Below are 23,919 nucleotides of genomic sequence, written 5' to 3' on the forward strand. Positions count from 1 at the left end.
TCCCCCTCAGCGCGCCGGAATCCGGCTCTGCGCCCAGCGCTGGAGCCGGTTGACCGCGAAGATGATGACGAAGGACACGACGAGCATGACCACCGCAATGGCGGTCGCATCCGCATAGCGGAATTCGGAGAGCCGGATCACGATCAGGAGCGGCGCGATCTCGGAGACGTTCGGCAGATTGCCGGCGATGAAGATCACCGAGCCGTATTCGCCGACGGCGCGGGCGAAGGCCAGCGCGAGGCCCGTGAGCAACGCCGGCGCGAGCGAGGGCAGGATCACGCGGATGATGGTCTGCCAGCGGCTGGCCCCCAGGCTGCCCGCGGCCTCCTCGATCTCGGGGTCGAGATCCTGCAGCACCGGCTGCACCGTGCGCACCACGAAGGGGATACCGATGAAGATCATGGCGACGAAGATGCCGACCGGCGTGAACGCCACCTTGATGCCGAGCGCGGCGAGCGGCGCGCCCAGCCAGCCCTTCTCGGCGAACAGCGCGGTCAGCGCGACGCCGGCCACCGCCGTCGGCAACGCGAACGGCACGTCGACGATGGCGTCGAAGATGCGTCGGCCGGGAAAGCGGTAGCGCACCAGCGCCCAGACGATGATGCTGCCCATCACGAGATTGACGCAGGCCGCCGCGAAGGCGAGGCCGAAGGAGACCCGAAGCGCGTTCAGGGTGCGGCGGCTGGAGAGGATGGCCCAGAACTGCTCGGGGCTCAGTTCCAGCGTGCGCAGGAACAGGCCGGCGAGCGGAATCAGGATGATGATTGACAGCCAGGAAAGCGTCAGTCCCATCGTGAGACCGAAGCCCGGCAATGTCCGGCGTCGTGCTGCGAGTGCGCTCACCAGGCCCCCTGCTAAAGCCTTTTATGACGGCGCCCGATCAGTTCTTGTAGATCTGATCAAAGACGCCGCCATCGGCAAAATGTTCCTTCTGCGCCTTGGTCCAGCCGCCAAAAACATCGTCGATCGTGAACAGCTCGACCTTGGCAAAGGAGTTTTCATACTTTTTGGCGATCTCGGCGTCGCGTGGACGATAGAAGTTGCGCGCAGCGATCTCCTGCCCTTCCTTGGTATACCAGAACTGGAGATAGGCTTCAGCCACGCCGCGGGTGCCCTTCTTCTCGACGACCTTGTCGACCACCGCGACCGGCGGCTCCGCCAGGATGGATTGGCGCGGCGCGACGATCTCGAACTTCTGCGGGCCAAATTCCTTCAAGGCGAGGTAAGCCTCGTTCTCCCAGGCGAGCAGCACGTCGCCGACGCCGCGCTCGACGAAAGTCACGGTCGAACCGCGTGCGCCGGTATCGAGTACCGGTACCTGCTGGTAGAGTTTGGCGATGAAGTCCTTTGCCTTGTCGGCCGAGCCGAACTTCTTCTCGGCGTAGCCCCAGGCCGCCAGATAATTCCAACGCGCGCCACCGGACGTCTTCGGGTTCGGCGTGATTACGGCGACGCCCGGCTTGATCAGGTCATCCCAGTCCTTGATGCCTTTCGGATTACCCTTGCGTACCAGGAACACGATGGTCGACGTATAGGGCGACGAATTCTGCGGGAGCCGCTTCTGCCAGTCGGCCGCGGTCAATCCCTTGGCCGCAATCGCGTCGATGTCGTAAGCGAGCGCGAGCGTCACCACGTCCGCAGGCAGGCCGTCGATGACGCTGCGCGAGGACGCGCCCGAACCGTTATGCGACTGCTTGATCTCGACGCTCTTGCCGGTTTCCTTCTGATAGGCGGTCGCGAACGCCTTGTTGAAGTCGACATAGAGCTCGCGCGTCGGATCGTACGACACGTTCAGAAGATTGATGTCGGCAGCGAGAGCCGAGCTTGCCCAAAGCAGTCCTGCCGCGAGCGGGACGATACGGCGCATCATGTCCATCTCCATTCACCTCGACGACATCGGCGTCATCGATGGCAGGCATAACTCAGGGTGAAACGCTCTTAAGTCAACGGAACCGGATTTTCTTGTTCGCAGCGTGACAGCCTGACTGTGCTACGAAGTCTTCATCGTGTGGATGCCGCATTCTGTCTTGGCCCGGCCGCGCCAGCGACCGGCGCGCGCATCCTCGCCCTCGGCCGTTCTGCTGGTGCAAGGCATACACCCAACCGACAGGAAACCGGAGACAGCCAGAGGATGACGCGGCAATTTGGCGCGGACGAAGATCGCCTCGAGTTCCTCGCGCGACACGTTGGCGAAGGGATTGAACTTCAACCGCGCGCCGTCTTCCTCGACGACGGGAATATCGGCGCGTGCATTGCCCTGGAAGCGCTTGCGGCCGTTGAGCCAGGCGTCGAACGGCTTCAGCGCGCGCGCCAGCGGCTCGACCTTGCGGATGCGGCAGCAGGCATCGGGATCGGAGAACCAGAGGTCGCGGTCGGGATCCTCGCGCGACAGCGTCTCCTCGGCCGGCTTGATCGAGCGCACGTCCTTCAGACCCAGCGCCGCGATCAGCGTGTCGCGATAGGCCAGCGTCTCCTCGAACAGCCATCCGGTATCGAGGAAGATCACGGGGATCGCGGGATCGACATCCGCCATCACCTTCAACAGCGTCGCCGATTCCGTGCCGAAGGACGACACCAGCGCAAGCTTCTCGCGCCCGACGGTCTCCAGCGCCGCGGCAATGATCTGCGCGGGCGCCGCATCGCGCAGGGCGCGATCGAGCTCTTCCGCCGAAGGCAGCGCAGCGACGGACGAAACCTGGGGCGCGATCGCGTTCACGTGCCGACACCTTCGGAATGACGCAGCTGCATGCGCCGGTGCAGCGCCGTGATCCGGCCGTCGCCGGTCGGCTGGTAGAACACCGAATAGCGCTTGGCGGTCTGCATGAAGGCTTCCGCGTCGGCCTGCTTCTTGACGTCGAAGGAGTCGAAGCCGGCCCGCAGCATGAAGACGAACTGGTCGCGCAGCACCTGTCCCGTCGCGCGCAGTTCGCCGCGATAGTTGTATCGCTCGCGCAGCAGCCGCGCCTGGCTGTAGGCGCGCCCGTCGCGGAAGGTCGGGAACACCAGTGCGACCGCGGCGATCTTGCCGAGATAGGGCACGAGCTCGGCAATGTCGCGATTGTTCGGCCAGATCACGCCGACCTTGCCCGAAGGCCTGAGCAACGCGTCGGCCTCGCCGAGGAAGCGCTCGGCCGGCACCAGGATGTCGCCGCCCTCGGGCAGCGGGGTGTCGACGGCGAGCTTGACGAAGCTATCGTCGGCGATCTTTCCGCCGTTAACGAGTGGCATAGACGCGCTCCTTGAAGGGCTCGACGCCGAGGCGCTTCACCGTATCCATGAACAACTCTTCCGGGCGCTCGCGCAGCGCCAGATAAGCTTCCACGATGTCCTCGACGACATCAGCGACCTCGTCGAACTTCACGCCAGGACCGATCAGGGTGCCGAGCGCGGCGTTCTCGTCGGCGCGGCCGCCGATGGTGATCTGGTAGACCTCCTCGCCGTTCTTCTCGACGCCGAGAATGCCGATATGGCCGACATGGTGATGGCCGCACGCATTGATGCAGCCGGAGATGTTGATGTGGAGACGGCCGATCAGATTGGCGAGCTCGTGATTGGCGAAGCGCCGCGTCAGTTCCTGCGCGATCGGGATCGAGCGCGCATTCGCCAGCGAGCAATAGTCCAGACCCGGGCAGGCGATGATGTCGGTGATCAGGTTGACGTTGGGCGTTGCGAGGCCGAGCTTGTCGAGCGCCTTCCACAGCGCCGGCAGGTCGCGCTTGGCGACGTGCGGCAGCGCCAGGTTCTGCTCGTGGCCGACCCGGATCTCGCCGAAGGAATATTTGTCGGCGAGATCGGCCAGCGCATCCATCTGCTCGGCCGTGGCGTCGCCCGGAGGCCCGCCGGTCGGCTTCAGCGAGATGGTGACGATCGAATAGCCCTGCACCTTGTGCGGAGCCACCGAGTTCTTGCGCCAGGCCTCGAACTCGGGATCGGCCGCGGCCTGGCGCAGCTCGTCCGGCATGTGCGGCAGCTTCTCGTACGCCGGATAGGTGAAGCGCGAACGGATGTCCTCGATCACCTCGTCGTCGATCTGGAGCGAGGAGTTGCGGATCTGCTGCCACTCCTCCTCGACCTCGCGCGAGAACTTCTCGATACCGAGCTCGTGCACCAGGATCTTGATGCGCGCCTTGTAGATGTTGTCGCGGCGACCGTACTGGTTGTAGACGCGCAGGATCGCCTCGATGTAGCTGAGGATATCGCGGCCGTGCACGAAGTGCTTGATGGTCTTGGCGATGAACGGGGTGCGGCCGAGGCCGCCGCCGACCAGCACCTCGAAGCCGGTCTCGCCCTTCTCGTTCTTGATCAGCCGCAGGCCGATATCGTGGATCTTGATCGCGGCTCGGTCATGGTCCGACGCGGTGATCGCGATCTTGAACTTGCGCGGCAGGAACGAGAATTCCGGATGCAGCGTGGTGTGCTGGCGGATCAGCTCCGACCAGATGCGCGGGTCCTCGATCTCGCCCGGGGCGACACCGGCCCACTGGTCCGAGGTGACGTTGCGCATGTTGTTGCCGGAGGTCTGCATCGCATGGATGCCGACCTCGGCGAGATCAGCCAGCGCGTCCGGCAGCTCTGCGAGCTTGATCCAGTTGAACTGGATGTTCTGTCGCGTGGTGAAATGGCCATAGCCGCGATCGTATTTGCGCGCAACATGCGCCAGCGCCCGCAACTGGTTCGTTGCCAGCGTTCCGTAGGGGATCGCGACGCGGAACATATAGGCGTGCAGCTGCAGATAGACGCCGTTCTGCAAGCGCAGGATCTTGAACTCGTCCTCGGTGAGCTCGCCGGAGAGGCGCCGCTTCACCTGGTCGCGGAACTCCGAGACGCGCTCGTTGACGAGCGTGCGGTCGATTTCGTCGTAAGCGTACATAAGCGATGCCTTAAGCCTGGACCGGCTGTCCGATTGTCACACCGGTGCGGCGGATCTGTTCGCGCAGATTGCCGGGCAGGATCTTGCCGTCGTCGCCGACCTGCACCGGGGCGATATAGGGGCCGATGGCACCGACGTCATCGGCCACGGCTTCCGCAAGCAACGCTTTCGCCTCGTCGGAGTTGCGCACGATCGCGGCTTCCGAGAGGTCCGCGGACCAGCTCTTGGCAGCGGTGCGGTAGACCACGATGCCGTCCCAGGTGCGGTTGGCCGTCACCACCGAGGGGCCGGAGATCCTGATCTTCTTCTGTTCGAGCGGGGAGGTCATTCGGCTGCATCCAATAGGTCAGAGATGATTTGCTTTGGGGTTTGACGACGAAGCGAGCCGGCATGCCGGACCACGTCGCCGATGATGAGGATGGCGGGACCGCCATGGATCCGCCGCACGAGTTCGGGGAGGTCGCGCAACGTACCAACGGCGCCCTGCGCATCGGGCCGCGTGACGCGGGCGAACACGCCGACCGGCGTCTCCGGCGAACGCCCGGCCGCGAACAGGCCGGCGCGCACGGCGGGTGCCGCAGTCATGCCCATGTAGACCACGACCGTCATTCTGGTGTCGGTCAGCGTCGACCAGTCCACGGCTTCGGCATCGCGCGCCTTGTGCGCCGTGAGGAAGGTGATGCGGGTCGCCTCGCGGCGGTAGGTGAGCGGCACCTCGAAATCGGCGGCCCCGCCGAGGCCTGCGGTGATGCCGGGGATGATCGAATAGGCAACGCCCGCGGCACGCAGCGCCTCGATCTCTTCGCCGCCGCGGCCGAACACGAAGGGATCGCCGCCCTTGAGCCGGACCACGCGCTGGCCTGATTGCGCGGCCTCGATCATGCGCTTGTTGATGGCGTCCTGACCGATGCCGGGTTTGCCGACGCGGCGGCCGACCGGCACGCGCGAGGTGTCGCGGCGGATGCGGTCGAGAATCTCGGGTGAAACCAGCTCGTCGTGGAAGACGATGTCGGCGTCCTGAAGTGCGCGCAGCGCCTTGATGGTGAGCAGATCGGGATCGCCGGGGCCGGCGCCGACCAGCGTGACCGAGCCTTCCGGCTTGTCGGCTCGCGCGAAATCCGAGGGATCGGCAATGGCCTTGAGCGATGCGTCGGCTTCGTCCTTGCGGCCGGCGAGCACGGCGGCGCCGATCGGGCCGTCGATGACGCGTTCCCAGAAGCGCCGGCGCAACGGAAACTCGGCGATGCGCTCGTTGATGGACTTGCGGAAGGTGCCGATGAACTCGGCGAGCTCGCCGACGCGCGCCGGCAGCAGCGCCTCGATCTTCTCGCGCACACGCCGCGCCACCACCGGTGAAGTGCCGCCGGTGCCGACCGCGACCACGACATCGCCGCGATCGACGATGGCCGGGAAGATGAAGCTGGAATTCTCGAGATCGTCCATGACGTTGACGGGCAGGCCGAGCGCCTTCGCCCGGGCCGACATCGCCACACCGACATGGCCTGCGCCCGCGCAAACGACGGCGATAACGCCGGCGAGATCGGCGGTCAGCGGATCGCCGGTGGCGATTTCGACGCGCGAAGCGTCCTCGGAATTGACACTGAGGTCTTGATTGCCGTCGATCGCATGCACGCGGAGGCGCGCGCCGGCAGCGGCGAGCACGCGCAGCTTGGCGCGCAAAAGCTCACCCGCGCCGATAAGGATCACCGGACCGGCCTTCAGATCGAGGAACACCGGCAAGAACCGCATGCGATACTCGCTTCCCCTACATCCGGGGTTGACTGGAATTATTTTCTATATATGTGTCGTTTCGAGCGCGCAAAGAGAAAATTTTTTCTTCTCTTCTGCAGCGCAACTATAGAATTTTCGCCTCCAAACGCAAAGTGGCAGAGATGCATCTTCTCAAGGACGATTCCGGTGTTGTCGGAGTCAGCAGCCCGGCCCCCGTCGGACGCTCGGGCTCGCAAGAATTTTCTGCTGATGTTGCCCCCCGCATGGACCATCTCGACCAGCTCGAGGCGCAGAGCATCTACATCTTCCGCGAGGCCTTTGCCCGGCTGAAGAAGATTGCCCTGCTGTGGTCGCTCGGCAAGGACTCCAACGTCATGATCTGGCTGGCGCGCAAGGCGTTCTTCGGCCGCATGCCGTTCCCGGCGCTCCATGTCGACACCGGCAAGAAGTTTCCGGAGATGTATCGCTTCCGCGACCATTACGGGAAGGAGTGGGGTCTCGATCTGCGTGTCGAGCCCTGCCCGCCGATCGATGCCGTCGACCCAACGCTGCCGCCGGCCGCCCGATCGGCCGCGCGCAAGACCGAGGGCCTCAAGATGGCGCTCGCAAAGTACGGCTTCGACGGCCTGATCGCCGGCATCCGCCGCGACGAGGAAGCGACCCGCGCCAAGGAGCGCGTGTTCTCGCCGCGCGGGCTCGAAGGCAATTGGGACGTCCGCGACCAGCCGCCGGAGTTCTGGGACCATTTCAACGCATCGCCGCCGCAGGGCGCGCATTTGCGCATCCATCCGATCCTGCATTGGACCGAGGCGGACATCTGGGCCTACACCAAGCGCGAGAACATCCCGATCATCCCGCTGTATCTCGCCAAGGACGGCAAGCGCTATCGCTCGCTGGGCGATCAAGACATCACCAACCCCGTGAATTCGACAGCGTCCAGCATCGACGAGATCCTGATCGAGCTCGAGCAGACCAAGGTGCCGGAGCGCGCCGGACGCGCGCTCGACCACGAGACCGAGGACGCCTTCGAGCGCCTTCGTGTCGCCGGCTATCTCTGATCAAGGACGCTCTGCGGCTATGAACATGATCGTCACCCCCGCTTCGCCTGCGACCCCGAACGGCACCACGCGTCCGCAAGTGCGCATCGTCATTGTCGGCCATGTCGACCACGGCAAGTCGACGCTGGTCGGGCGCCTGTTGCACGAGACCGGCAGCCTGCCCGACGGCAAGCTCGAAATGCTCAAGGCCGTCAGCGCGCGGCGCGGCATGCCGTTCGAATGGTCGTTCCTGCTCGATGCGCTGCAGACCGAGCGGGACCAGGGCATCACCATCGATACCACGCAGATCCGCTTCCGCACCAATTCGCGCGACATCGTCCTGATCGACGCGCCCGGCCACGCCGAATTCCTGCGCAACATGATCACCGGCGCTTCGCAGGCCGACGGTGCGGTGCTGATCATCGACGCGCTCGAAGGCGTACGCGACCAGACACGGCGGCACGGGTATCTGCTGCATCTGCTCGGCGTGAAGCAGGTCGCTGTCGTCGTCAACAAGATGGACCGTGTCGACTTCTCCGCTGACCGCTTCAAGGAGATCAGCGACGAGATCTCCGCGCATCTCAATGGCCTCGGCGTAACCCCGACCGCGGTGATCCCGATCTCGGCGCGAGATGGCGACGGCGTTGCGATGCGCACCGACCGCATCGGCTGGTACAAGGGACCGACCGTGGTCGAGGCGCTCGACCGACTCGAGCCGGCACGGCCGCTGGAAGCGCTGGCGCTGCGCCTGCCGGTGCAGGCGATCTACAAGTTCGACGACCGCCGCATCGTGGCGGGCCGCATCGAATCCGGCAGCCTCAAAGCCGGCGACGAGATCGTGATCATGCCGGCCGGCAAGATCGCCAAGATCAAGACGGTCGAGAGCTGGCCGGTGACGCCGGTCGCGGGACGGCAAGGCGCCGGCCGCTCGGTCGGCATCACGCTCGACCGCGAGCTGTTCATCGAGCGCGGCGACATCGTCGCGCATGCGGGCATTCCGCCGCGCGAGACACGCCGCCTGCGCGCGCGCATCTTCTGGCTGCACGACAAGCCGCTCGCCAAGGGCGACCAGCTGCTGGTGCGCTGCGGACCGAAGGAAAGCCGCGCCACCGTGGTGGCGATCGAGAAGGCGGTCGATCCCGGCGAGCTCTCCAGCAGCGAGAACAAGGCGATCGGCCGTAACCATGTCGGCGAGATCGACATTTCTCTTTCGAATCCGATTGCCACCGATCCCTACACCGAGAACCCGCGCACCGGCCGGCTCGTGATCGAGGTCTCCGGGCGCATCGCCGGCGGCGGCCTCGTGCTGTCGGTCGATGCCGGCCAGCGTGCCGTGCCGGTCGACATCGTGCCGGTGGAATCGGCGCTGCGGCCGGACGAGCGTTCGGCGCGCTATCGCCACAACGGCGCCGTGGTCTGGCTCACCGGCCTGCCGGCCTCCGGCAAGTCGACGCTGGCGCGGGCGCTGGAGCGGCGTCTCTTCACCAATGGCGGCTCGCCGATCCTGCTCGACGGCGACACGCTGCGCGCCGGCCTCAACAGCGATCTCGGCTTCTCCATTGCTGATCGCAGCGAGAACATCCGCCGCCTCGCCGAAGTGGCGACGCATCTGGCCCGCAACGGCCACATCGCGATCGTCGCGGCCGTCTCGCCGGCCCGCGAGGACCGCGCCGCCGCGCGCCGCATCGCCGACACCGCGTTCCGCGAAATCCATGTCGCGACGCCGGCCGGCATCTGCGAGGAGCGCGACCCCAAGGGCCACTACAAGAAAGCCCGCGCTGGCGCGCTGGCCTCGTTCACCGGCATCGGCAACGACTACGAGGCGCCGCAGGCCGCCGAGCTCGTGATCGACACGTCGAAGCGGACGGTTGCGGAGGCGGCGGACGAGATCGAGCAAATGCTGAAGACATCCGGCGTGCTGTTCGACGAAATCGTGGACCTCGCCGCGAATATTTGAAGCGCACTCTCGTTGGTGCACGCGCAACCACCACACAGTTAGTGCGTTCCCGTCCCCTTGTGGGGCAGGGCTATCGCATTTGAAAACTTTTCCGGCCATCCTTCGAGACGCCTGCTTCAGGCGGGCTGCTCAGGATGAGGACGGAGTGCGCGGCAGCAGTTTCAACGGGCACTGACGCTGATCAGCCTCATCCTGAGGAGGCGCATAAGCGCCGTCTCGAAGGACGAGGCGTGCGCCCAGGCCGCCGCAACGAGTCATATGCGATAGCCCTGCCCTTGTGGGGGAGGGTTCGGGAGAGGGGTCCACACGGGACTCTCTCCATCAGCAAGAGCATTCCGCTCCGTCGATCTCCGACACGCCTTTTGCCGGGCCACCCCTCTCCCCCGCTCTCCCCCACAAGGGGGTAGGGAGCGTAGTTGTGCGCGTGGCAGGGAGCCGGGCTCAAGCCTCTGCTGCCTTCCCCACCTCTTCTTGACATTTTGACAGACCCTCGGGGGTCTTCTCACCGCCCCGATTTTGGGGCTAATAGGTCCCGAAAGCCGCTCCTCGTGGGCGCATTTTGCTGCAGTCGGGTCAAAAGCAGCCAAAAACAGCCATTTCCAACAAGAAAGCCCATCATGAAACGCGTCGACGCCCACGGATTGAAGATCGCTCCCGTCCTGTTTGACTTCATCGCCAAGGAAGCGGCCCCGAAAACGGGGATCGCGCCGGATGCGTTCTGGGCCGGGGTTGCCGCCATCATCAAGGAGCTGGGACCGAAGAACCGCGCGTTGCTGGCGGTGCGTGACACGCTGCAGGCCAAGATCGACGACTGGCATCGCGCCAACAAAGGCAAGGCGTTCGACCTCGACGCCTATACCGCCTTCCTGAAGGAGATCGGCTATCTCGTCCCCGAGCCCGCGACGCAGAAGGTCGAGACCGCCAATGTCGACGAGGAGATCGGCAAGATCTGCGGCCCGCAGCTCGTCGTGCCCCTCACCAACGCGCGCTACGCGCTGAACGCGGCGAATGCGCGCTGGGGCTCGCTCTACGATGCCTTCTACGGCACCGACGCGATCCCGCACGATCCCTCAGAGAGCGGGAAGGGCTACAACAAGGCACGCGGCGACAAGGTGATCGCGAAAGCCAAGGCGTTCCTCGATAGCGCGGTGCCGCTTGCGACCGGCAGCCACACCGACGTCACCGCCTACAGCGTCGTCGCGGGCCAGCTCGCGGTGAAGCTGAAGAGCGGCAATGCGACCGCGCTCAAGAACGCCGCTCAGTTCGCGGGCTTCCAGGGCGACGCCGCCGCGCCGAGTGCGGTGCTGCTCGTCAACAACGGCCTGCATGTCGAGGTGAAGATCGATCGTGGCAGCACGATCGGCAAGGACGATCCGGCCGGCGTCGCCGACATGATCATGGAAGCGGCCGTCTCGACCATCCTGGACATGGAGGACTCGGTCGCCGCGGTCGACGCCGAAGACAAGGTGCTGGTCTACCGCAACACGCTCGGCCTGATGAACGGCACGCTGTCGGCCGACTTCGAGAAGGGTGGCAAGACGCTGACGCGTTCGCTCAACGCCGACCGCGTCTACAAGACGCCCGACGGCAAGGGCGAAGTGAAGCTGCACGGCCGCAGCCTGCTGCTCATGCGCAATTGCGGTCACCACATGTTCACCGACGCGGTGCTGGACGAGAAGGGCGAGGAAGTGCCGGAAGGCCTGCTCGATGCCGCCGTCTCCGGCCTGCTCGCGATCCACGACCTCAAGGGCAACTCCACGGTCAAAAACAGCCGCACGGGATCGGCCTATATCGTCAAGCCGAAGATGCACGGCCCCGACGAGGTCTCGTTCACCTGCGAGATCTTCGATCGCGTCGAGAAGATGCTGGGCCTGCCCGAGAACACCCTCAAGGTCGGCATCATGGACGAGGAGCGGCGCACCACCGTCAACCTCAAGGCCTGCATCCAGCGCGCCTCCAAGCGCATCATGTTCATCAACACCGGCTTCCTCGACCGCACCGGCGACGAGATCCACACCTCGATGGAAGCGGGCCCGATGATCCGCAAGAACGAGATGAAGGCGCAGGCCTGGATCAAGGCCTACGAGGACTGGAACGTCGACATGGGCCTGACCTGTGGCCTGCCCGGCCACGCCCAGATCGGCAAGGGCATGTGGGCCGCGCCCGACAAGATGGCGGACATGCTGGCCCAGAAGCTTGGCCATCCGCAGGCCGGTGCCACCACGGCCTGGGTGCCCTCGCCGACAGCAGCGACGCTGCACGCGCTGCACTATCACCAGGTCAACGTGATCGCGCGCCAGCAGGAGCTGACCAAGGGCGGTCCGCGCGCCAAGCTCTCCGACATCCTCACCATTCCGGTGTCGAAGTCGAACTGGGCGCCCGATGACGTCAAGCAGGAGATCGACAACAACTGCCAGGGCATCCTCGGCTATGTCGTGCGCTGGATCGACCAGGGCGTCGGCTGCTCCAAGGTGCCCGACATCCACGATGTCGGCCTGATGGAAGACCGCGCGACGTTACGCATCTCCAGCCAGCATCTCGCCAACTGGCTGCACCAGGGCGTGATCACCGAGGCGCAGGTGATGGAGTCGCTCAAGCGCATGGCCGTCGTCGTCGACAAGCAGAACGCCGCCGATCCGATCTACAAGCCGATGGCGCCGGCCTTCGACGGCGTCGCCTTCAAGGCCGCGTGCGACCTGATCTTCAGGGGACGCGAGCAGCCGAACGGTTACACCGAATACATCCTCACCGCGCGCCGCCGCGAGGCGAAGGCGCAGGGTTGAACCAGGTCACGCCAGTGTCAAAAGCCCCGGCGCGAGCCGGGGCTTTTTTGTTGGACGAAACGTCGCGACAGCTTGCCGGAACGGCTGCACGCGCCTTTGCGTTGTACGGCCAGCAACCCATGGGAGATGGTCATGGACTGGAATCGGATCGAAGGAAACTGGAAGCAGTTCAAGGGATCGGCCAAGGAGAAATGGGGCAGGCTTACTGACGACGATCTCCAACTGATCGAGGGCCGCCGCGAGCAGCTCGAAGGCCGGCTCCAGGAACGCTACGGCAAGGCCAAGGACCAGGTTCGCCAAGACGTCGACGACTGGCTGAAGTCTCTGCACTAGCACAGCATCAATGAAGCCCCGGCTCAGGCCGGGGCTTTTTGTTGAAAACGGTCGCACGCGTGGCCCGGACGGAGCGTAGCGGAATCCGACCTACGCCCGCGATACCCTCGCTAGAACACCGCGAGATATTTCAGCAAGGACACAATGCCGATGATGATGACGATGACGCGCGCGATCTGCTTGGCGCGGCCGTCCATCGGAAGCATGTTGATGAGATAGAGTACGAGGATGACGACGAGAAAGGTGACGAGGACGCCGATCAGCATTGCAGGGACCCCCCTTCTGGCAAATTGCTAACGGTATCCCAACGCACGTCTCGCGCGCCGGTTCCATCGGTGCAACCCTTTGCAACTTCTAGTAAATGCGTATTTCTACCAGCAGGCCGGCTGCCTAAAACTCTACCCTTTTCCCTTCACTTGCAGAGACCGTCTGGCCTCGCGGCGCCAACGGCATGTGATCGACGATTCTGCTCCGCAACACCGCGGGTGAGATCGCGCCAGACCAACGACCGCCTGCAGGTCGCCGGCAGGGCCTCCCACTACGCCTCCACGACTGTCGACAGCGTCGAGGGTACCAAGAACGTCTCGGACAATATCAACGGCGTGAAGGCCGACGCCGACACCGCTGCCGGCGCGGCGGACAACGTCAAGCAGGCCTCCGAAACGCTGGAGACGCAGAGCCGCCAACTCGGCCAGCAGGTCAGCGACTTCCTCGGGAAGATCCGCGCGGCGTAGGACACGCCGGCGTAACACGATCGGTGTCGTCCCGGACAAGCGAGCAAAGCGAGCCCATACTCCCGGCGGACAATTGTCGCGCGGTCTGGCAACTCCGGTCTTCGCCAAACCACGCCCAGTGTCTATGGATCCCGGATGCGCGCGCGTTGGGCGCGCTTGTCCGGGATGACATTGGAGGTCGAGGCACGCGCATCGCATCACACGTGATGCCGGCCTACTCCTTCGCCACCACCGGCACCTGACGAAACCTCGCCCGCACCGAATCCGGCAGCGGCGAGAAATTCATCGCGACGCCGCGACGGTCATTGGCGTTGCGGTTCGCAACGACCAAACCGCCCGTACCCGCAACGATGTCACCTTTGCGCAAGGTAGGATCGTCCTGGACCTTGACCTGGGCGAGCCCGACCGGATCCTTGCCGTTGCAGGTACAGCCCGCGACGATCTCGTTGCGGTAGCGGAACGCGTTCGGCAGGTCGGAGTAGGATTTCCCGCTCTCGGTCGCGGCGTCGTCGATATTATTGCCATAGACCAGCGAGGTCTCCGACGTCGGACAGAAGCTTTTGCAGGATTGCGCCTTGCTCAGGGCGTCTGCTCCCTGCGCCGGAAAATACCGGCCATCGCAGCCGCGCACGCAATAGGCCGTGCCGCCGCCATAGGCGGCACGCTGGCGCGGCGCGTCGTAGCGCGGCGGCATGTCGTCGTTCGGGAAGGGAGTGCGGATCTCCGGTGGCGGCCGCATCCGGAAGCCGCCGAACAATGCCGAAAAGAAATCCTCCGCATGCGCCGACGGCGCCAATCCCAGACCGGCGGAGACAGCGACCAGACCTGCTGCAGCGCCAGCCAGTTTGCCCATCAGGCGTCTCTTCATATCACCTCACTCGAACTCTTCAGTTCACGGCCGACGTCGAGATGTTCAGCGCCTGCCGGCCCGACGGCAGCGTCGTCGCCGCGGGGCGCTTGTGCCAGGAATCACTCCCCTTGTCGCCGCCCTTCGCCATCAGCGGGGCGTTCTTCGGCAGCACGACCACCTTGGCGCCGACATTGACGCGGCTGAACAGGTCGGTGACGTCCTCGTTGGTCATGCGGATGCAGCCGGACGAGACGAACTTGCCGATGGTGCTGGGATCGTTGGTGCCGTGGATGCGATACTGACTCGATCCCAGATACATCGCGCGCGCACCGAGCGGATTGCCGGGACCGCCGGCGACGAAGCGCGGCAGGTAGGGCTGGCGCGCGATCATCTCGGCGGGCGGGTGCCAGTCCGGCCATTCCGCCTTGCGGCTGATGCTCTGGACGCCCGACCAGGTAAAGCCGTCGCGGCCGACGCCGACGCCGTAGCGAATAGCCCGGCCATTGCCGAGCACGTAGTAGAGGTATGTATTGCCGGTATCAATCACGATGGTGCCGGCCGGCTCGCTGCGGTCGAAACTGACGATCTGCCTGCGCAGGCGGTCGGGCAGCCGGGCATCCTCATCGCTCGCCTGTGCCTCGGCGCTCACATAGCCGTGCGAATAGGTCTGACCCTGCGGATAGGCTTGCGGCTGCATCGGGACATAGCCGAGCGTTTGCGCGCCGGCGGCTCCGAAGGGCACGACAAGCAGAGCGGTCGCGAAGGCAAAAGCGGTGGTGCCGCGCGGCGAGAAGCGGCGGGCTGGAGAGACCATTGTCATGTGCTGCCCCGTTGGATGTGCGCATCAGGGTGATGCGGCTTGCCAACAAACGCAGCCGGAGCGACTCAAGTTCCGCGCCGCAGTGCTGCGGCGACGTCACAGTCAAGCGAGCGCAACCTCACGAAAGCGCGACGGAACCTCGCCGCCGCTTCCGACGTTGTGAGATCATCAATGGGCGCGCGGAAGCTTTCCGTGCGGGAGAGATATTGTGCGCGTCCTTCCCAGTGAACGTCTGATTCCCGGCAGCGGTGAAGGTGACCCGCTCCCCGGCAGCCATGCCGACCTGCCGCCGATCATCCGGCGCACCGAGTTCGTCGCCTTTGCGCTGGCCGGCCTGCTACTGATCGCAGTGGTCGCGGTGCTCTACGTTGCCAGGGCGTTCTTCCTCCCCGTGGTGATGGCCTTTGTCGTCGGCACGATGCTGTCTCCGGCAGCGACCTTCCTGGAGAACCGCAAGGTGCCGCGCGGACTGGGCGCCGTCCTGATCGTGATTGCCGTGAGCGCGCTGGTCGCCTTCGTCGTCGCGCTGATCGCCTCGCCCGTGATGGAGTGGAGCTCGCGCCTGCCGGAGCTCGGCGCGCAGTTGAGGGACAAGCTGCAAGTGTTCGACCGGCCGCTGGCGCTGTGGCGCGAGCTGCAAGCCATGGTCGGCGGCTCGGAGGGACTGCCGAGCTTCCAGCTGCCGAAATTCGATTGGGTGCAGCCGACGCTGGAATTCCTCTCGCCCACCTTTACCGAATTCCTGCTGTTCTTCGTCACGTTGATCCTGTTCATCGCGAGCTGGCGCGACCTGCGGCGCGCACTGATCATGACGTTCAGCGACCGCGACGCGCGGCTGCGCACGCTGCGCATCCTCAACGAGATCGAGGTCCATCTCGGCAACTACCTGCTGACCGTCACGGTCATCAATATCGGCGTCGGGATTGCCACCGGCCTCGTCTGCGCCGTGACCAGCATGCCCAACCCGGCCGGCCTCGGCGCACTTGCAGCAACCCTCAACTTCATCCCGATCATCGGACCGATCGCGATGTTCGCCATATTGGTCGTGGTGGGGCTCGTCGCCTTCCCGACCATCGGCGGCGGCCTGGCTGCGGCCATCGCCTTCGGCGGCATCACGTTCCTGGAGGGACATTTCGTCACGCCGACCATCATCGGTCGTCGCCTGGCGCTGAATGCGCTGGCGGTGCTGCTGGCGCTGGCGTTCTGGACCTGGCTGTGGGGGCCGATGGGCGCCTTCCTGTCGTCGCCGCTGCTGATCGTCGGGCTGATCCTGAAGGAACACCTGCTGCCGGAGGATGCGCCGCAACTGCCGCAGGAGTAACCGGTTTCCGCGATCGGAACTTACCCGCCGACGAAACGTTTTCCGGCTATCTCAGCCGCAAACAGTTCGGAGCTTCCTGATGTCAACGACCACTGCCGAAGCCGGGATGAGCGACTGGACCGACAAAGCCTCCAGAGAACGCCTCGAGAAGGATGTAGCAGCCGTGAAAAGCGATATCGCCGCCCTCACCGACCAGATCACCGACGCGCTCAATACCTTTGCCAACTCCACCAGCAAGCAGGCCAGGCGAGGCTATCGCCAGGCGCGCGAGAACATGGATTCCGCGATCGACGACATGTCCGAGCGCGGCAGCGCCATGATGGACGCGGCGCAGGACGCCTATGGATCCATCGAGGAGACGCTGGAAGAGGCGATCACGCAGCGGCCGCTGGCGACCGTCGGGCTCGCGCTCGGCATCGGCTTCCTGATCGGCGTCGCCTGGCGCCGGTAAGGTCAGGATGCCCAGCGAACGTTGAGGCGGCGCCACGGCGCCGCCAAGGTCGGCGTGTGACGACCAGGCTTGTGGGGGATCCGAGGAGCAAGGCCATGTTTCAGCGCATCATCGACGGCATCAGTGCCTCAACCGGCACGACGGTCCGGCTAACGTCGCTTGCCGCGGGCGCTGCGTTCGCGCTGTTCATCACGACATGCTTCCTCTGCGCTGCCGCCTTCATTTCGGTCCTCGAAAAATATGGCCCGGTGCAGGCTTGCCTCGCCGGCGCGGGCGTCTTCTTTCTGCTGACGCTGACCGCGGCGGTGAGCTACTGGGCCTACAAGCGGCAATTGCGCAAGGAGGCCCACATCGCCGCCGAGCGCGCCGCAAAGTCCGCAGCGAACAGCATGCTCGCCGACCCCATGCTGCTTGCCACCGGGCTGCAGATTGTCCGTGCCATAGGGGTCAAGCGGCTGTTGCCGATCCTGGCCATCGGCGGCGTCGCGCTGGGGATCATGGCGAGCCGCGCCGGCGTCCCCGACGATGCATCGGCCGAACCCGCCGAGTAAAGGCGCGGTACGTTAGATAATTTCGTCGCAAGTCGCTCAAACGCATCTATTGGAAATCAATAGATCGTAGCTTTGTGTTTTTCCGCGCTATTCAGGACAAACCGATCCTGCTCACGCAAACGCTACTCGGATAGGCAGGCGGTTGCCGGTAAAAGCATCACCCTGATTCCCAAAGCTATTTTGCTCAATGAAACCGTCCGTCAAGGCGAACCTCGCCGCATTTCAGCACGACGCCAGGCTCTATCTGACGCTGGGCATCGCCAATTGGTCCGTGTTCGTCGACCATATTCCGAACAACGTGGTCAACCTGCTGACCCTGCGGAATTTCGGCTTCAGCGGCGCGGCCGATCTGTTCGTGTTCGTGGTGGGCTACGGCGTCGCCATCATCCATGGCCGGATGGCGCTGGAGCGGGGCTACGTGGTCGCGGCGACGCGAATCTTTCGCCGCGTCTGGCGGCTCTATGCCGCCTATGTCGTGCTGTTCGTGATCTATATCGATGCGATCGCCTACGTCGCCTCGCAATCGATGGCGCCGGAGATCATCTACGAATACAACATTTCCGGGATTCTCGAGCACCCGCTGCGCATCCTGATCCGCGGCCTCGTTCTCCAGGAAGAGCCGTTGAACCTCGACCTGCTGCAGCTGATGATCCCGCTGATGGCGTTCTTTCCGTTCGTACTGTGGGGGCTGCTGCGCCGGCCGAACCTGACGCTCGCCGCATCGGTCGCGCTGTACGTCGCCGCGCGCTGGTTCGACTGGAATTTCCGGGTCTACCCGGACCAGGAATGGACCTTCAATCCGCTGTGCTGGCAGATGCTGATGGTGCTGGGCGGCTGGTTCGCCGTCACCGGCGCGCCGGGCCGTGCGCTGCGCGGCATGTCCTGGCTGCGGATCCTCGCGGGCGCCTACCTGATCTTCGCGATGGCCGTCACCCTGATGCGCCATTCGCCGGCGCTGTCCGCCCACCTGCCCGATCTGCTCCTCAACAGCTTCGCTCCGACCGACAAGGAAAACCTCGCGCCCTATCGCGTGCTCCACTTCCTGGCCCTCGCGCTGATTGCGACCCATCTCATCCCGGCTGATCATCCCGGCCTGACATGGAGGCCGCTGCAGGCCGTGATCGCATGCGGCGAGGAATGGCTCGCGGTGTTCTGCGTCGCCGTGTTCCTGTCCTTCGCCGGCCACCTCATCCTGATCACCGGGCCGAACCTGGTGCTGATGCAGGTCGCGGTGAGCATCACCGGCTTCGGCGCGATGACCGGGCTCGCCTATTACATCGCCTGGTCGAAACGGCAGGATCTGCCGGCAGCCCTGCGGCGGCAGGCTCAGAGCTGAATCGCTCCGGCCACAAAATCGTGCGATTCTGCTATGCCGAAAGCGGCCGCTGCGCTATGCCGGGGCTCTGCGTGAGGAGACCGGGCGTGGCGATGGCGAAAGGCGGGGGTGAAGAGGCGGAGAGCGCGCCCCGGCGCGGCCGGCCAAGGTCGATCGAGACCACCAACGCCATCCTCGAAAGCGCCTATGCGCTGATGGCGGCCACCGACCTCGCCGCCACCACGATCGATGCGATCGCACGCCACTCCAGCGTGTCCAAGATGACGATCTACAAATGGTGGCCGTCGCGGGAAGCGCTGCTGATCGACGCCTTCCTCCACCATGCCGCGCAGATGCTGCCGCTGCCGCCCGCAAGCGCCGGAACGCCCGCGGTGCGCGCGCGGCGCCATGCCACCGCCTATGCCGAGGCGCTCCAGGGCGAGTTCGGCAAGGTCCAGCTCGCCGTCATCTCCGAATGCATCTCCAAGACCGGCTCGGCGGAGCTGTTCTACGCGCGGTACTTGCAATTCCGCCGCGACGCGCTGGTGGACATGATCGCCGCGGGCCAGAAGGACGGCAGCATTCTGGCCGAGGGGCTCCCCGAGGATCTCTACGACGCGATCTATGGCAGCCTGTTCTACCGCTACATCTTCGGCATCGCGCCGATCACGCCGAGCTACGCGCGCAATCTGGTCGATCTGGTATTGCGGCCGAAAGACTGATCAGCGCACGGGGCGCACCGGCGCCGAGAGCTTGTCCGTGCGATCGCGCTCGGTCATGTCGACCACCGTCTCCATCGGCGCAGTCAGTTCATAGACGTAAGAGACGTCGGTGAAGAAGCGCTTGGCGGTACCGCCCAGCGCCTCTGGCGCGACGCGGTCGAGCAGGATCAGGCCGAAATCGGAGTCGGGCCGGCGCGTCGCCTCGCTGGTGTTGAACTCCTCCCAGCGGAAATGAAAAACCTCCTCGGGCGCCTCGCCCGTCACCGTCCAGTTGGCGGTGATGTGCGGATGCTTGCCGACCAGGGACAGGCCCTCGTCCGAATGCGAGGCGAGCTCGAAGAACAGCAGCGACAGGCTCTGCGCGGCGCGCGCGCTGACCGCGATGTCGGGACCGGTGACGGCGATGCGATCGGCATGCGGGATCGCGCGCGCCTCGAACAGGCCCTTCAGCTTGACGCCCTGCCACTGGCTCTCACTGAGCAGCGAGACCACGTTGGACATGGCGTGGATACGGCCGATCAGGAGATCGCGCGCGACGTCGATGTCCGAACCGTGGCGCAGCGTACGCGTCACGATCGACTGGATCACGGCCAGGATGTTCTTCACCCGATGATTCAGCTCGTCGATGACGGCGGTCAGGCGGCGCTCGAAGCCGATCCGCACCTGGATCTCCCGGCTGAGCCGCAGATTGTTGTAGGCGACATATCCGAACAGGCCGCACACCATCGCGGTGATGGCAAAACCGATCGCCGCCACGATGATGGCGGTCTGCTCGGCGCGGCGCGCCGAATTGGTCTTCGCGTAATAGCTGAGCTGCCAGTCGCGACCGCCGAAGCTGACCGTACGTGTCGCCGACGGCGCCGGCGCCTCTGCCGCCGTTGCACGCGTGGAAACCACACCCTGCTCATTGGCGACGAGCTCGCCGCCGTCCTTGCGTGGATCCCTGAGTGCGACCGAGAACAACGACATGTCGTCATTGGTCAACATCAGCGTGGCAAGCTCGTACGAGAACGTGACGAAACCGGCCGGCTCCGTGGCCCCCTCGGGAATCACGGGAGCAGCCACGATGATGCCGATCGGGCCGTTCGCGCGCAGCAGCGGCACCGGATCGGAAGCAACCGATCGTTTCTCGATCCTGGCCCGGGCGAGCATTGCGCTGCGCACCGGATCCTGGTCATAGCTGCGGCCGGGCAACGCCTTGGTCTCGTCACTGCGCGGCTCGAGGTCCATCAGCACGTCGATCGGATGGGTCAGGGTGGCGGCGGCGATGGGCTTGTCACTGTAGTCACGGATCTCCGGCTTCGGGAAGCCGGCCGCCGCGATCGCCGCCTGCGCCGCTGCGAGCTCGTTCGGCTGAAGCCGGGCAACCCAGCCGGCCACCACGAAGTCCGTCTTGAACGCGTAGATCGCCGAGCGCAGCGGCTCCAGCATGTTGGGCTTCAGCACCGATGGCGCGCGGAACAGGCCTGAGGCGACGCGCGCGAGCAGCTCGCGCTCGGTGAGCCGGTCCTGAACCAGGCTGGCATGGACGTCGATCGCACGGGCGAGCGCGATGCGGTCCAGCGCCAGCTCCTGGTCGTGGACGCGATAGGCCGCAAGCCCGGAAAGCAAGGCTCCGAGCAGAGCGATGAAGCCGATGATGAAACCCAGCCGGACCACGCGACTACTCAGACGGAAGCGGGAGGTCGGCAATAAACACGGAGCATATGAACGCCGCTCGAACGGCCATGTGCCGAAACAGGGTGAACCCCAATGGCGCAGATAATGGAGGAGGAGGCATCAGTACGCAACTTGGGTCGCCTGGAAAGCTTAATTCGCCCGGCCGAGGGTCCGGCCGGGGTGGAGTTGCCCCGGGCACCGGAGGTATTCAATCGCCGTGTCCGAAATTTGTTCCGCAAGCCGCGGCCCCGCCCCAGGCGTTAACGGCGAAAACCGCCTGCGCCAAGTCGTCGCGTCGGTCAGCCTGCCCGTTTCAGCCCGCCTTTGGCCTCGATGAAGCCGACGATGCGGTCGAGCCCCTCGCTCTTCTTCAGGTTGGTCATGACAAAGGGGCGCTCACCGCGCATGCGCCTCGCGTCCGTCTCCATCTTCTCCAGCGAGGCGCCGACATGGGGTGCAAGATCGATCTTGTTGATCACCAGCAGGTCGGACCGGGTGATGCCGGGACCGCCCTTGGACGGGATCTTGTCGCCGGCGGCGACGTCGATGACGTAGATGGTGAGGTCGGCAAGCTCCGGGGAAAAAGTGGCAGCGAGATTGTCGCCACCGGACTCGATCAGCACGAGGTCGAGGCCCGGGAATTTCGCGCGCATGTCCGCGACCGCGGCGAGGTTCATCGAGGCGTCCTCGCGGATCGCCGTGTGCGGGCAGCCGCCAGTCTCGACGCCGGCGATGCGATCCGGCGTCAGCGAACCCGAACGCACCAGGAATTCCGCATCCCATTTGGTGTAGATGTCGTTGGTGATCGCGGCGATGTCATAGTGCTCGCGCATGGTCTTGCAGAGCAGGTCCATCAGCGCGGTCTTGCCTGATCCGACCGGGCCGCCAACGCCGACACGCAAGGGGCCGTGAGAAGTCGCCATTCTCTCTCCTTTTAATGTCGTCGCGGCCTAGTGCGCGGTGCGCACGGGGGCCGGGACCCAGAGCCACCGAATTCGATTGTCGCGGCAAGCTGTGGCCCCTGCCGTCCATAATCACAGGCATTCCTGGTTATGGGTCGTCGCCGGGACGACACTGAGAGCCTCGCATTCATGACCTGAACAGCCGCGTATATTGCGTCTCATGCCGCAGGCTGGCGAGATCGGCGCGGAACGTGGCGCTGCCGAGATCGTCCAATGTCGCGTTCAGCGCACGATTGGCGGTGGCGGCCACCGCCGCTTCCAGCCGCACCAGCACGCGCTGGCTGTCGGTCTGGCCGAGCGGAATGAGGCGGCTCGCCGCCGAGATCCAGTTCGAGACCAGCGCATGCAGAAAGGCGTGCAGCGTCGGCGCCAGCGGCACGCCGTGCTTGGCTGCGACCAGGCCGACGGCGACGGGATAGACCAGTGGCGTGCCGCATGCCGCGACCATCGCATCCAGGCCTTCCGCATCCCACGCGGCGCGGGAGATGTCGATGAAGGCGCGTCCCTGCGAGGCCGTCTCCAGCTGACGCTCGCGCGACGGCACGAAGGCGCTCGCGAGTTCCGCGATGTCGCGCAAGGAGGCCTGCTCGCCCGACTCGGTGGCGCGATAGGCATGGACCAGGAAGATCGCATCGCAGAAGCCCGAGCCGTCGCCGAGCATCGCATCGAGCCAGTCGGCGAGCGTCGCGATGTCCAGGATGTCGCCCGCCTCGACCGCCCATTCGATGCCGCTGGAATAGGAGAAACCACCGACGGGGAACGCCGGGGACAGCCAGGTCATCAGCCGGTACAGCGACGCCGCCTCGCGCTCGGCGAGGCCTCCGGCACCGACAGGCTCATTTGTGGTCATGAGCATGCTTGTGGCCGTGGTGATGGTCCGGATGGTCGCAATGCTCGTCGTGGTGATGGTGGTGCTCGTGGCCATGGTCATGCGCGGCGTGATCATGATGATGGTCATGGCCGTGATGATCATGGTGATCGTGACTATGATGATGGCCATGATCGTGATGTGCATGACCATGATGCGCATGGTCGTCGTGTCCATGCGCGTGCCCGGCATCGGCGTAGGCGCCGCCTTCGGGATCGAACGGCGCCTCGATCTCGATCACACGCGCACCGAGGCCTTTCACCATGGCCTCGATGACGTGGTCGCGGCGGATGCGCAGGCTCTTGGCCATGATCTGCGTCGGCAGATGACGGTTGCCGAGATGCCAGCCGACGCGGATGAGGTGATGCGGATCGCGGCCGCGGATCTCGAGCAGCGGCTCCGGCGCCGCGACCACTTCGACCAGCCTTCCGTCCTCGAGCACCAGCGCATCGCCGCCGCGGAGCGCGACGGCGTTCTCCAGGTCGAGCAGGAATTCGAGGCCACGCGTCCCCGTCATTGCCATGCGGCGGCGGTGCCGATCGTCGAAATCGAGCACGACCGTGTCCACCGGCGCTTCCGTGAAGCGGTGTTGTCCCCTGACCTGCGTCGCCCGGATCATGCGTTTGACCTCTTTACCGTGTCTCGACCTTCTCGGGCGTAATGATCTCGATCTTCGGCGGCGCCGCGAAACACTTCACAGCGATGCGGCCGAACGTCTTCATGTGCTCCATGGCGCGATGGGGCACCAGCGCCTCGGCATTCTCCCACTGCTCGACGAACACCATCTTGCTGGGATCGGTGACGCTCTCATGCAGATCATAGGCGATGTTGCCGGGCTCCTTCCGCGTCTCCTTGATGCAGGCGGTGGCACCTGCAATGAATTCGGCGCGCGTCTCGGGCTTGATGGTCAGGGTTGCAACGACGTAAATCACGAGAAATCCTCCCGGCTTTTCTT

General features: G+C 65.1%; 25 protein-coding genes. 10 read left to right on the forward strand and 15 right to left on the reverse strand.

All coding sequences use genetic code 11. The features are described from left to right. Positions 1-6: 6 nt before the first annotated feature. From cysT to cysG, 7 genes are all read right to left on the reverse strand, one after another. Entirely contained in the window at positions 7-792 is a 786-nt protein-coding gene (gene cysT / locus ACNJYB_RS32275; protein ID WP_439375699.1) for a sulfate ABC transporter permease subunit CysT, read from the reverse strand. An 88-nt stretch (positions 793-880) separates the two neighbouring features. Beyond that, a complete protein-coding gene (locus tag ACNJYB_RS32280) occupies positions 881-1,870 on the reverse strand; it encodes a sulfate ABC transporter substrate-binding protein (protein WP_439370547.1) in 990 nt (329 codons plus the stop codon). Between the two features lie 120 nt (positions 1,871-1,990). Next, complete coding sequence (locus ACNJYB_RS32285) at positions 1,991-2,716, reverse strand: phosphoadenylyl-sulfate reductase (protein WP_439370548.1); 726 nt, start codon at positions 2,714-2,716, stop codon at positions 1,991-1,993. After that, entirely contained in the window at positions 2,713-3,228 is a 516-nt protein-coding gene (locus tag ACNJYB_RS32290; protein ID WP_439370549.1) for a DUF934 domain-containing protein, read from the reverse strand. The genes ACNJYB_RS32285 and ACNJYB_RS32290 overlap by 4 nt, the downstream gene beginning before the upstream one ends. Then, the gene (locus ACNJYB_RS32295) at positions 3,215-4,870 is read right to left on the reverse strand and encodes a nitrite/sulfite reductase (protein ID WP_439370550.1); all 1,656 of its coding nucleotides are present in this window, start codon (positions 4,868-4,870) and stop codon (positions 3,215-3,217) included. The genes ACNJYB_RS32290 and ACNJYB_RS32295 overlap by 14 nt, the downstream gene beginning before the upstream one ends. A 10-nt stretch (positions 4,871-4,880) precedes the next feature. Continuing rightward, on the reverse strand, positions 4,881-5,198 hold the full coding sequence (locus ACNJYB_RS32300) for a DUF2849 domain-containing protein (RefSeq protein WP_439370551.1): 318 nt from the start codon (positions 5,196-5,198) through the stop codon (positions 4,881-4,883). Then, positions 5,195-6,619 (reverse strand): siroheme synthase CysG, encoded by a 1,425-nt coding sequence (gene cysG / locus ACNJYB_RS32305; protein WP_439370552.1) that lies wholly within the window; start codon positions 6,617-6,619, stop codon positions 5,195-5,197. Before cysG ends, ACNJYB_RS32300 begins: the two co-directional genes overlap by 4 nt. Before the next feature lie 245 nt (positions 6,620-6,864). Between cysG and cysD the strand changes: the two genes are divergently transcribed. The 4 genes from cysD (at position 6,865) to ACNJYB_RS32325 (ending at position 12,711) form a co-directional block, all read left to right on the forward strand. Next, positions 6,865-7,659, forward strand: coding sequence for a sulfate adenylyltransferase subunit CysD (cysD, locus tag ACNJYB_RS32310; RefSeq protein ID WP_439370553.1), 795 nt, complete (start codon positions 6,865-6,867; stop codon positions 7,657-7,659). Positions 7,660-7,678: 19 nt separating this feature from the next. Next, positions 7,679-9,595: an adenylyl-sulfate kinase gene (cysC, locus tag ACNJYB_RS32315; RefSeq protein WP_439370554.1), complete on the forward strand. Its 1,917-nt coding sequence runs from the start codon at positions 7,679-7,681 to the stop codon at positions 9,593-9,595. Positions 9,596-10,212: 617 nt separating this feature from the next. Next, complete coding sequence (locus tag ACNJYB_RS32320; protein ID WP_439370555.1) at positions 10,213-12,378, forward strand: malate synthase G; 2,166 nt, start codon at positions 10,213-10,215, stop codon at positions 12,376-12,378. A 132-nt stretch (positions 12,379-12,510) separates the two neighbouring features. After that, entirely contained in the window at positions 12,511-12,711 is a 201-nt protein-coding gene (locus ACNJYB_RS32325; protein WP_439370556.1) for a CsbD family protein, read from the forward strand. A gap of 110 nt (positions 12,712-12,821) precedes the next feature. Here the strand turns inward: ACNJYB_RS32325 and ACNJYB_RS32330 are convergent, their stop codons facing one another. After that, entirely contained in the window at positions 12,822-12,977 is a 156-nt protein-coding gene (locus ACNJYB_RS32330) for a Thivi_2564 family membrane protein (RefSeq protein ID WP_018646636.1), read from the reverse strand. Between the two features lie 219 nt (positions 12,978-13,196). Here ACNJYB_RS32330 and ACNJYB_RS32335 point away from each other — a divergent pair, with 219 nt between their 5' ends. Beyond that, positions 13,197-13,445 carry a hypothetical protein gene (locus tag ACNJYB_RS32335; RefSeq protein ID WP_439375803.1) on the forward strand — a complete coding sequence of 83 codons (249 nt, stop codon included), beginning with the start codon at positions 13,197-13,199 and terminating at the stop codon, positions 13,443-13,445. Between the two features lie 214 nt (positions 13,446-13,659). Here the strand turns inward: ACNJYB_RS32335 and ACNJYB_RS32340 are convergent, their stop codons facing one another. Both ACNJYB_RS32340 and ACNJYB_RS32345 read right to left on the reverse strand, forming a co-directional pair. Beyond that, a complete protein-coding gene (locus ACNJYB_RS32340; RefSeq protein WP_439370557.1) occupies positions 13,660-14,313 on the reverse strand; it encodes a DUF2865 domain-containing protein in 654 nt (217 codons plus the stop codon). Positions 14,314-14,332: 19 nt separating this feature from the next. Beyond that, on the reverse strand, positions 14,333-15,115 hold the full coding sequence (locus ACNJYB_RS32345) for a L,D-transpeptidase (protein ID WP_439370558.1): 783 nt from the start codon (positions 15,113-15,115) through the stop codon (positions 14,333-14,335). A gap of 208 nt (positions 15,116-15,323) precedes the next feature. Between ACNJYB_RS32345 and ACNJYB_RS32350 the strand changes: the two genes are divergently transcribed. The 5 genes from ACNJYB_RS32350 (at position 15,324) to ACNJYB_RS32370 (ending at position 19,475) form a co-directional block, all read left to right on the forward strand. Then, a complete protein-coding gene (locus ACNJYB_RS32350; RefSeq protein WP_439370559.1) occupies positions 15,324-16,436 on the forward strand; it encodes an AI-2E family transporter in 1,113 nt (370 codons plus the stop codon). Between the two features lie 79 nt (positions 16,437-16,515). Beyond that, the gene (locus ACNJYB_RS32355; protein WP_439370560.1) at positions 16,516-16,887 is read left to right on the forward strand and encodes a DUF883 family protein; all 372 of its coding nucleotides are present in this window, start codon (positions 16,516-16,518) and stop codon (positions 16,885-16,887) included. A 95-nt stretch (positions 16,888-16,982) separates the two neighbouring features. After that, positions 16,983-17,438 (forward strand): hypothetical protein, encoded by a 456-nt coding sequence (locus ACNJYB_RS32360; protein WP_439370561.1) that lies wholly within the window; start codon positions 16,983-16,985, stop codon positions 17,436-17,438. A 187-nt stretch (positions 17,439-17,625) separates the two neighbouring features. After that, entirely contained in the window at positions 17,626-18,774 is a 1,149-nt protein-coding gene (locus ACNJYB_RS32365; protein WP_439370562.1) for an OpgC domain-containing protein, read from the forward strand. Between the two features lie 92 nt (positions 18,775-18,866). After that, positions 18,867-19,475: a TetR/AcrR family transcriptional regulator gene (locus ACNJYB_RS32370; protein WP_439375700.1), complete on the forward strand. Its 609-nt coding sequence runs from the start codon at positions 18,867-18,869 to the stop codon at positions 19,473-19,475. Here the strand turns inward: ACNJYB_RS32370 and ACNJYB_RS32375 are convergent, their stop codons facing one another. The 5 genes from ACNJYB_RS32375 to ACNJYB_RS32395 form a co-directional block, all read right to left on the reverse strand. Continuing rightward, complete coding sequence (locus ACNJYB_RS32375; protein ID WP_439370563.1) at positions 19,476-21,134, reverse strand: CHASE domain-containing protein; 1,659 nt, start codon at positions 21,132-21,134, stop codon at positions 19,476-19,478. A 299-nt stretch (positions 21,135-21,433) separates the two neighbouring features. Then, the gene (gene ureG, locus ACNJYB_RS32380) at positions 21,434-22,057 is read right to left on the reverse strand and encodes an urease accessory protein UreG (RefSeq protein WP_211413678.1); all 624 of its coding nucleotides are present in this window, start codon (positions 22,055-22,057) and stop codon (positions 21,434-21,436) included. 166 nt (positions 22,058-22,223) lie between these two features. Then, positions 22,224-22,952 carry an urease accessory protein UreF gene (locus ACNJYB_RS32385; RefSeq protein ID WP_439375701.1) on the reverse strand — a complete coding sequence of 243 codons (729 nt, stop codon included), beginning with the start codon at positions 22,950-22,952 and terminating at the stop codon, positions 22,224-22,226. After that, entirely contained in the window at positions 22,933-23,583 is a 651-nt protein-coding gene (ureE, locus tag ACNJYB_RS32390) for an urease accessory protein UreE (RefSeq protein ID WP_439370564.1), read from the reverse strand. The genes ACNJYB_RS32385 and ureE overlap by 20 nt, the downstream gene beginning before the upstream one ends. Positions 23,584-23,596: 13 nt before the next feature. Further along, a complete protein-coding gene (locus ACNJYB_RS32395) occupies positions 23,597-23,896 on the reverse strand; it encodes a putative quinol monooxygenase (protein WP_439370565.1) in 300 nt (99 codons plus the stop codon). Positions 23,897-23,919: the final 23 nt, after the last annotated feature.

The sequence above is a fragment of the Bradyrhizobium sp. SMVTL-02 genome, from assembly GCF_051853005.1.
In the GTDB taxonomy this organism is placed as follows: domain Bacteria; phylum Pseudomonadota; class Alphaproteobacteria; order Rhizobiales; family Xanthobacteraceae; genus Bradyrhizobium.

What these genes read in the sequence shown, in the direction of transcription:
- cysC (WP_439370554.1), top strand. Translation starts at nt 7,679, where the DNA reads ATGAACATGATCGTCACCCCCGCTTCGCCTGCGACCCCGAACGGCACC.
- ureG (WP_211413678.1), bottom strand. Translation starts at nt 22,057, where the DNA reads ATGGCGACTTCTCACGGCCCCTTGCGTGTCGGCGTTGGCGGCCCGGTC.
- ACNJYB_RS32290 (WP_439370549.1), bottom strand. Translation starts at nt 3,228, where the DNA reads ATGCCACTCGTTAACGGCGGAAAGATCGCCGACGATAGCTTCGTCAAG.
- ACNJYB_RS32385 (WP_439375701.1), bottom strand. Translation starts at nt 22,952, where the DNA reads ATGCTCATGACCACAAATGAGCCTGTCGGTGCCGGAGGCCTCGCCGAG.
- ureE (WP_439370564.1), bottom strand. Translation starts at nt 23,583, where the DNA reads ATGATCCGGGCGACGCAGGTCAGGGGACAACACCGCTTCACGGAAGCG.
- ACNJYB_RS32370 (WP_439375700.1), top strand. Translation starts at nt 18,867, where the DNA reads ATGGCGAAAGGCGGGGGTGAAGAGGCGGAGAGCGCGCCCCGGCGCGGC.
- ACNJYB_RS32320 (WP_439370555.1), top strand. Translation starts at nt 10,213, where the DNA reads ATGAAACGCGTCGACGCCCACGGATTGAAGATCGCTCCCGTCCTGTTT.
- cysD (WP_439370553.1), top strand. Translation starts at nt 6,865, where the DNA reads ATGGACCATCTCGACCAGCTCGAGGCGCAGAGCATCTACATCTTCCGC.
- ACNJYB_RS32280 (WP_439370547.1), bottom strand. Translation starts at nt 1,870, where the DNA reads ATGATGCGCCGTATCGTCCCGCTCGCGGCAGGACTGCTTTGGGCAAGC.
- ACNJYB_RS32360 (WP_439370561.1), top strand. Translation starts at nt 16,983, where the DNA reads ATGTTTCAGCGCATCATCGACGGCATCAGTGCCTCAACCGGCACGACG.
- ACNJYB_RS32325 (WP_439370556.1), top strand. Translation starts at nt 12,511, where the DNA reads ATGGACTGGAATCGGATCGAAGGAAACTGGAAGCAGTTCAAGGGATCG.
- ACNJYB_RS32345 (WP_439370558.1), bottom strand. Translation starts at nt 15,115, where the DNA reads ATGACAATGGTCTCTCCAGCCCGCCGCTTCTCGCCGCGCGGCACCACC.
- ACNJYB_RS32330 (WP_018646636.1), bottom strand. Translation starts at nt 12,977, where the DNA reads ATGCTGATCGGCGTCCTCGTCACCTTTCTCGTCGTCATCCTCGTACTC.
- cysT (WP_439375699.1), bottom strand. Translation starts at nt 792, where the DNA reads ATGGGACTGACGCTTTCCTGGCTGTCAATCATCATCCTGATTCCGCTC.
- ACNJYB_RS32295 (WP_439370550.1), bottom strand. Translation starts at nt 4,870, where the DNA reads ATGTACGCTTACGACGAAATCGACCGCACGCTCGTCAACGAGCGCGTC.
- ACNJYB_RS32365 (WP_439370562.1), top strand. Translation starts at nt 17,626, where the DNA reads ATGAAACCGTCCGTCAAGGCGAACCTCGCCGCATTTCAGCACGACGCC.
- ACNJYB_RS32340 (WP_439370557.1), bottom strand. Translation starts at nt 14,313, where the DNA reads ATGAAGAGACGCCTGATGGGCAAACTGGCTGGCGCTGCAGCAGGTCTG.
- ACNJYB_RS32300 (WP_439370551.1), bottom strand. Translation starts at nt 5,198, where the DNA reads ATGACCTCCCCGCTCGAACAGAAGAAGATCAGGATCTCCGGCCCCTCG.
- cysG (WP_439370552.1), bottom strand. Translation starts at nt 6,619, where the DNA reads ATGCGGTTCTTGCCGGTGTTCCTCGATCTGAAGGCCGGTCCGGTGATC.
- ACNJYB_RS32355 (WP_439370560.1), top strand. Translation starts at nt 16,516, where the DNA reads ATGTCAACGACCACTGCCGAAGCCGGGATGAGCGACTGGACCGACAAA.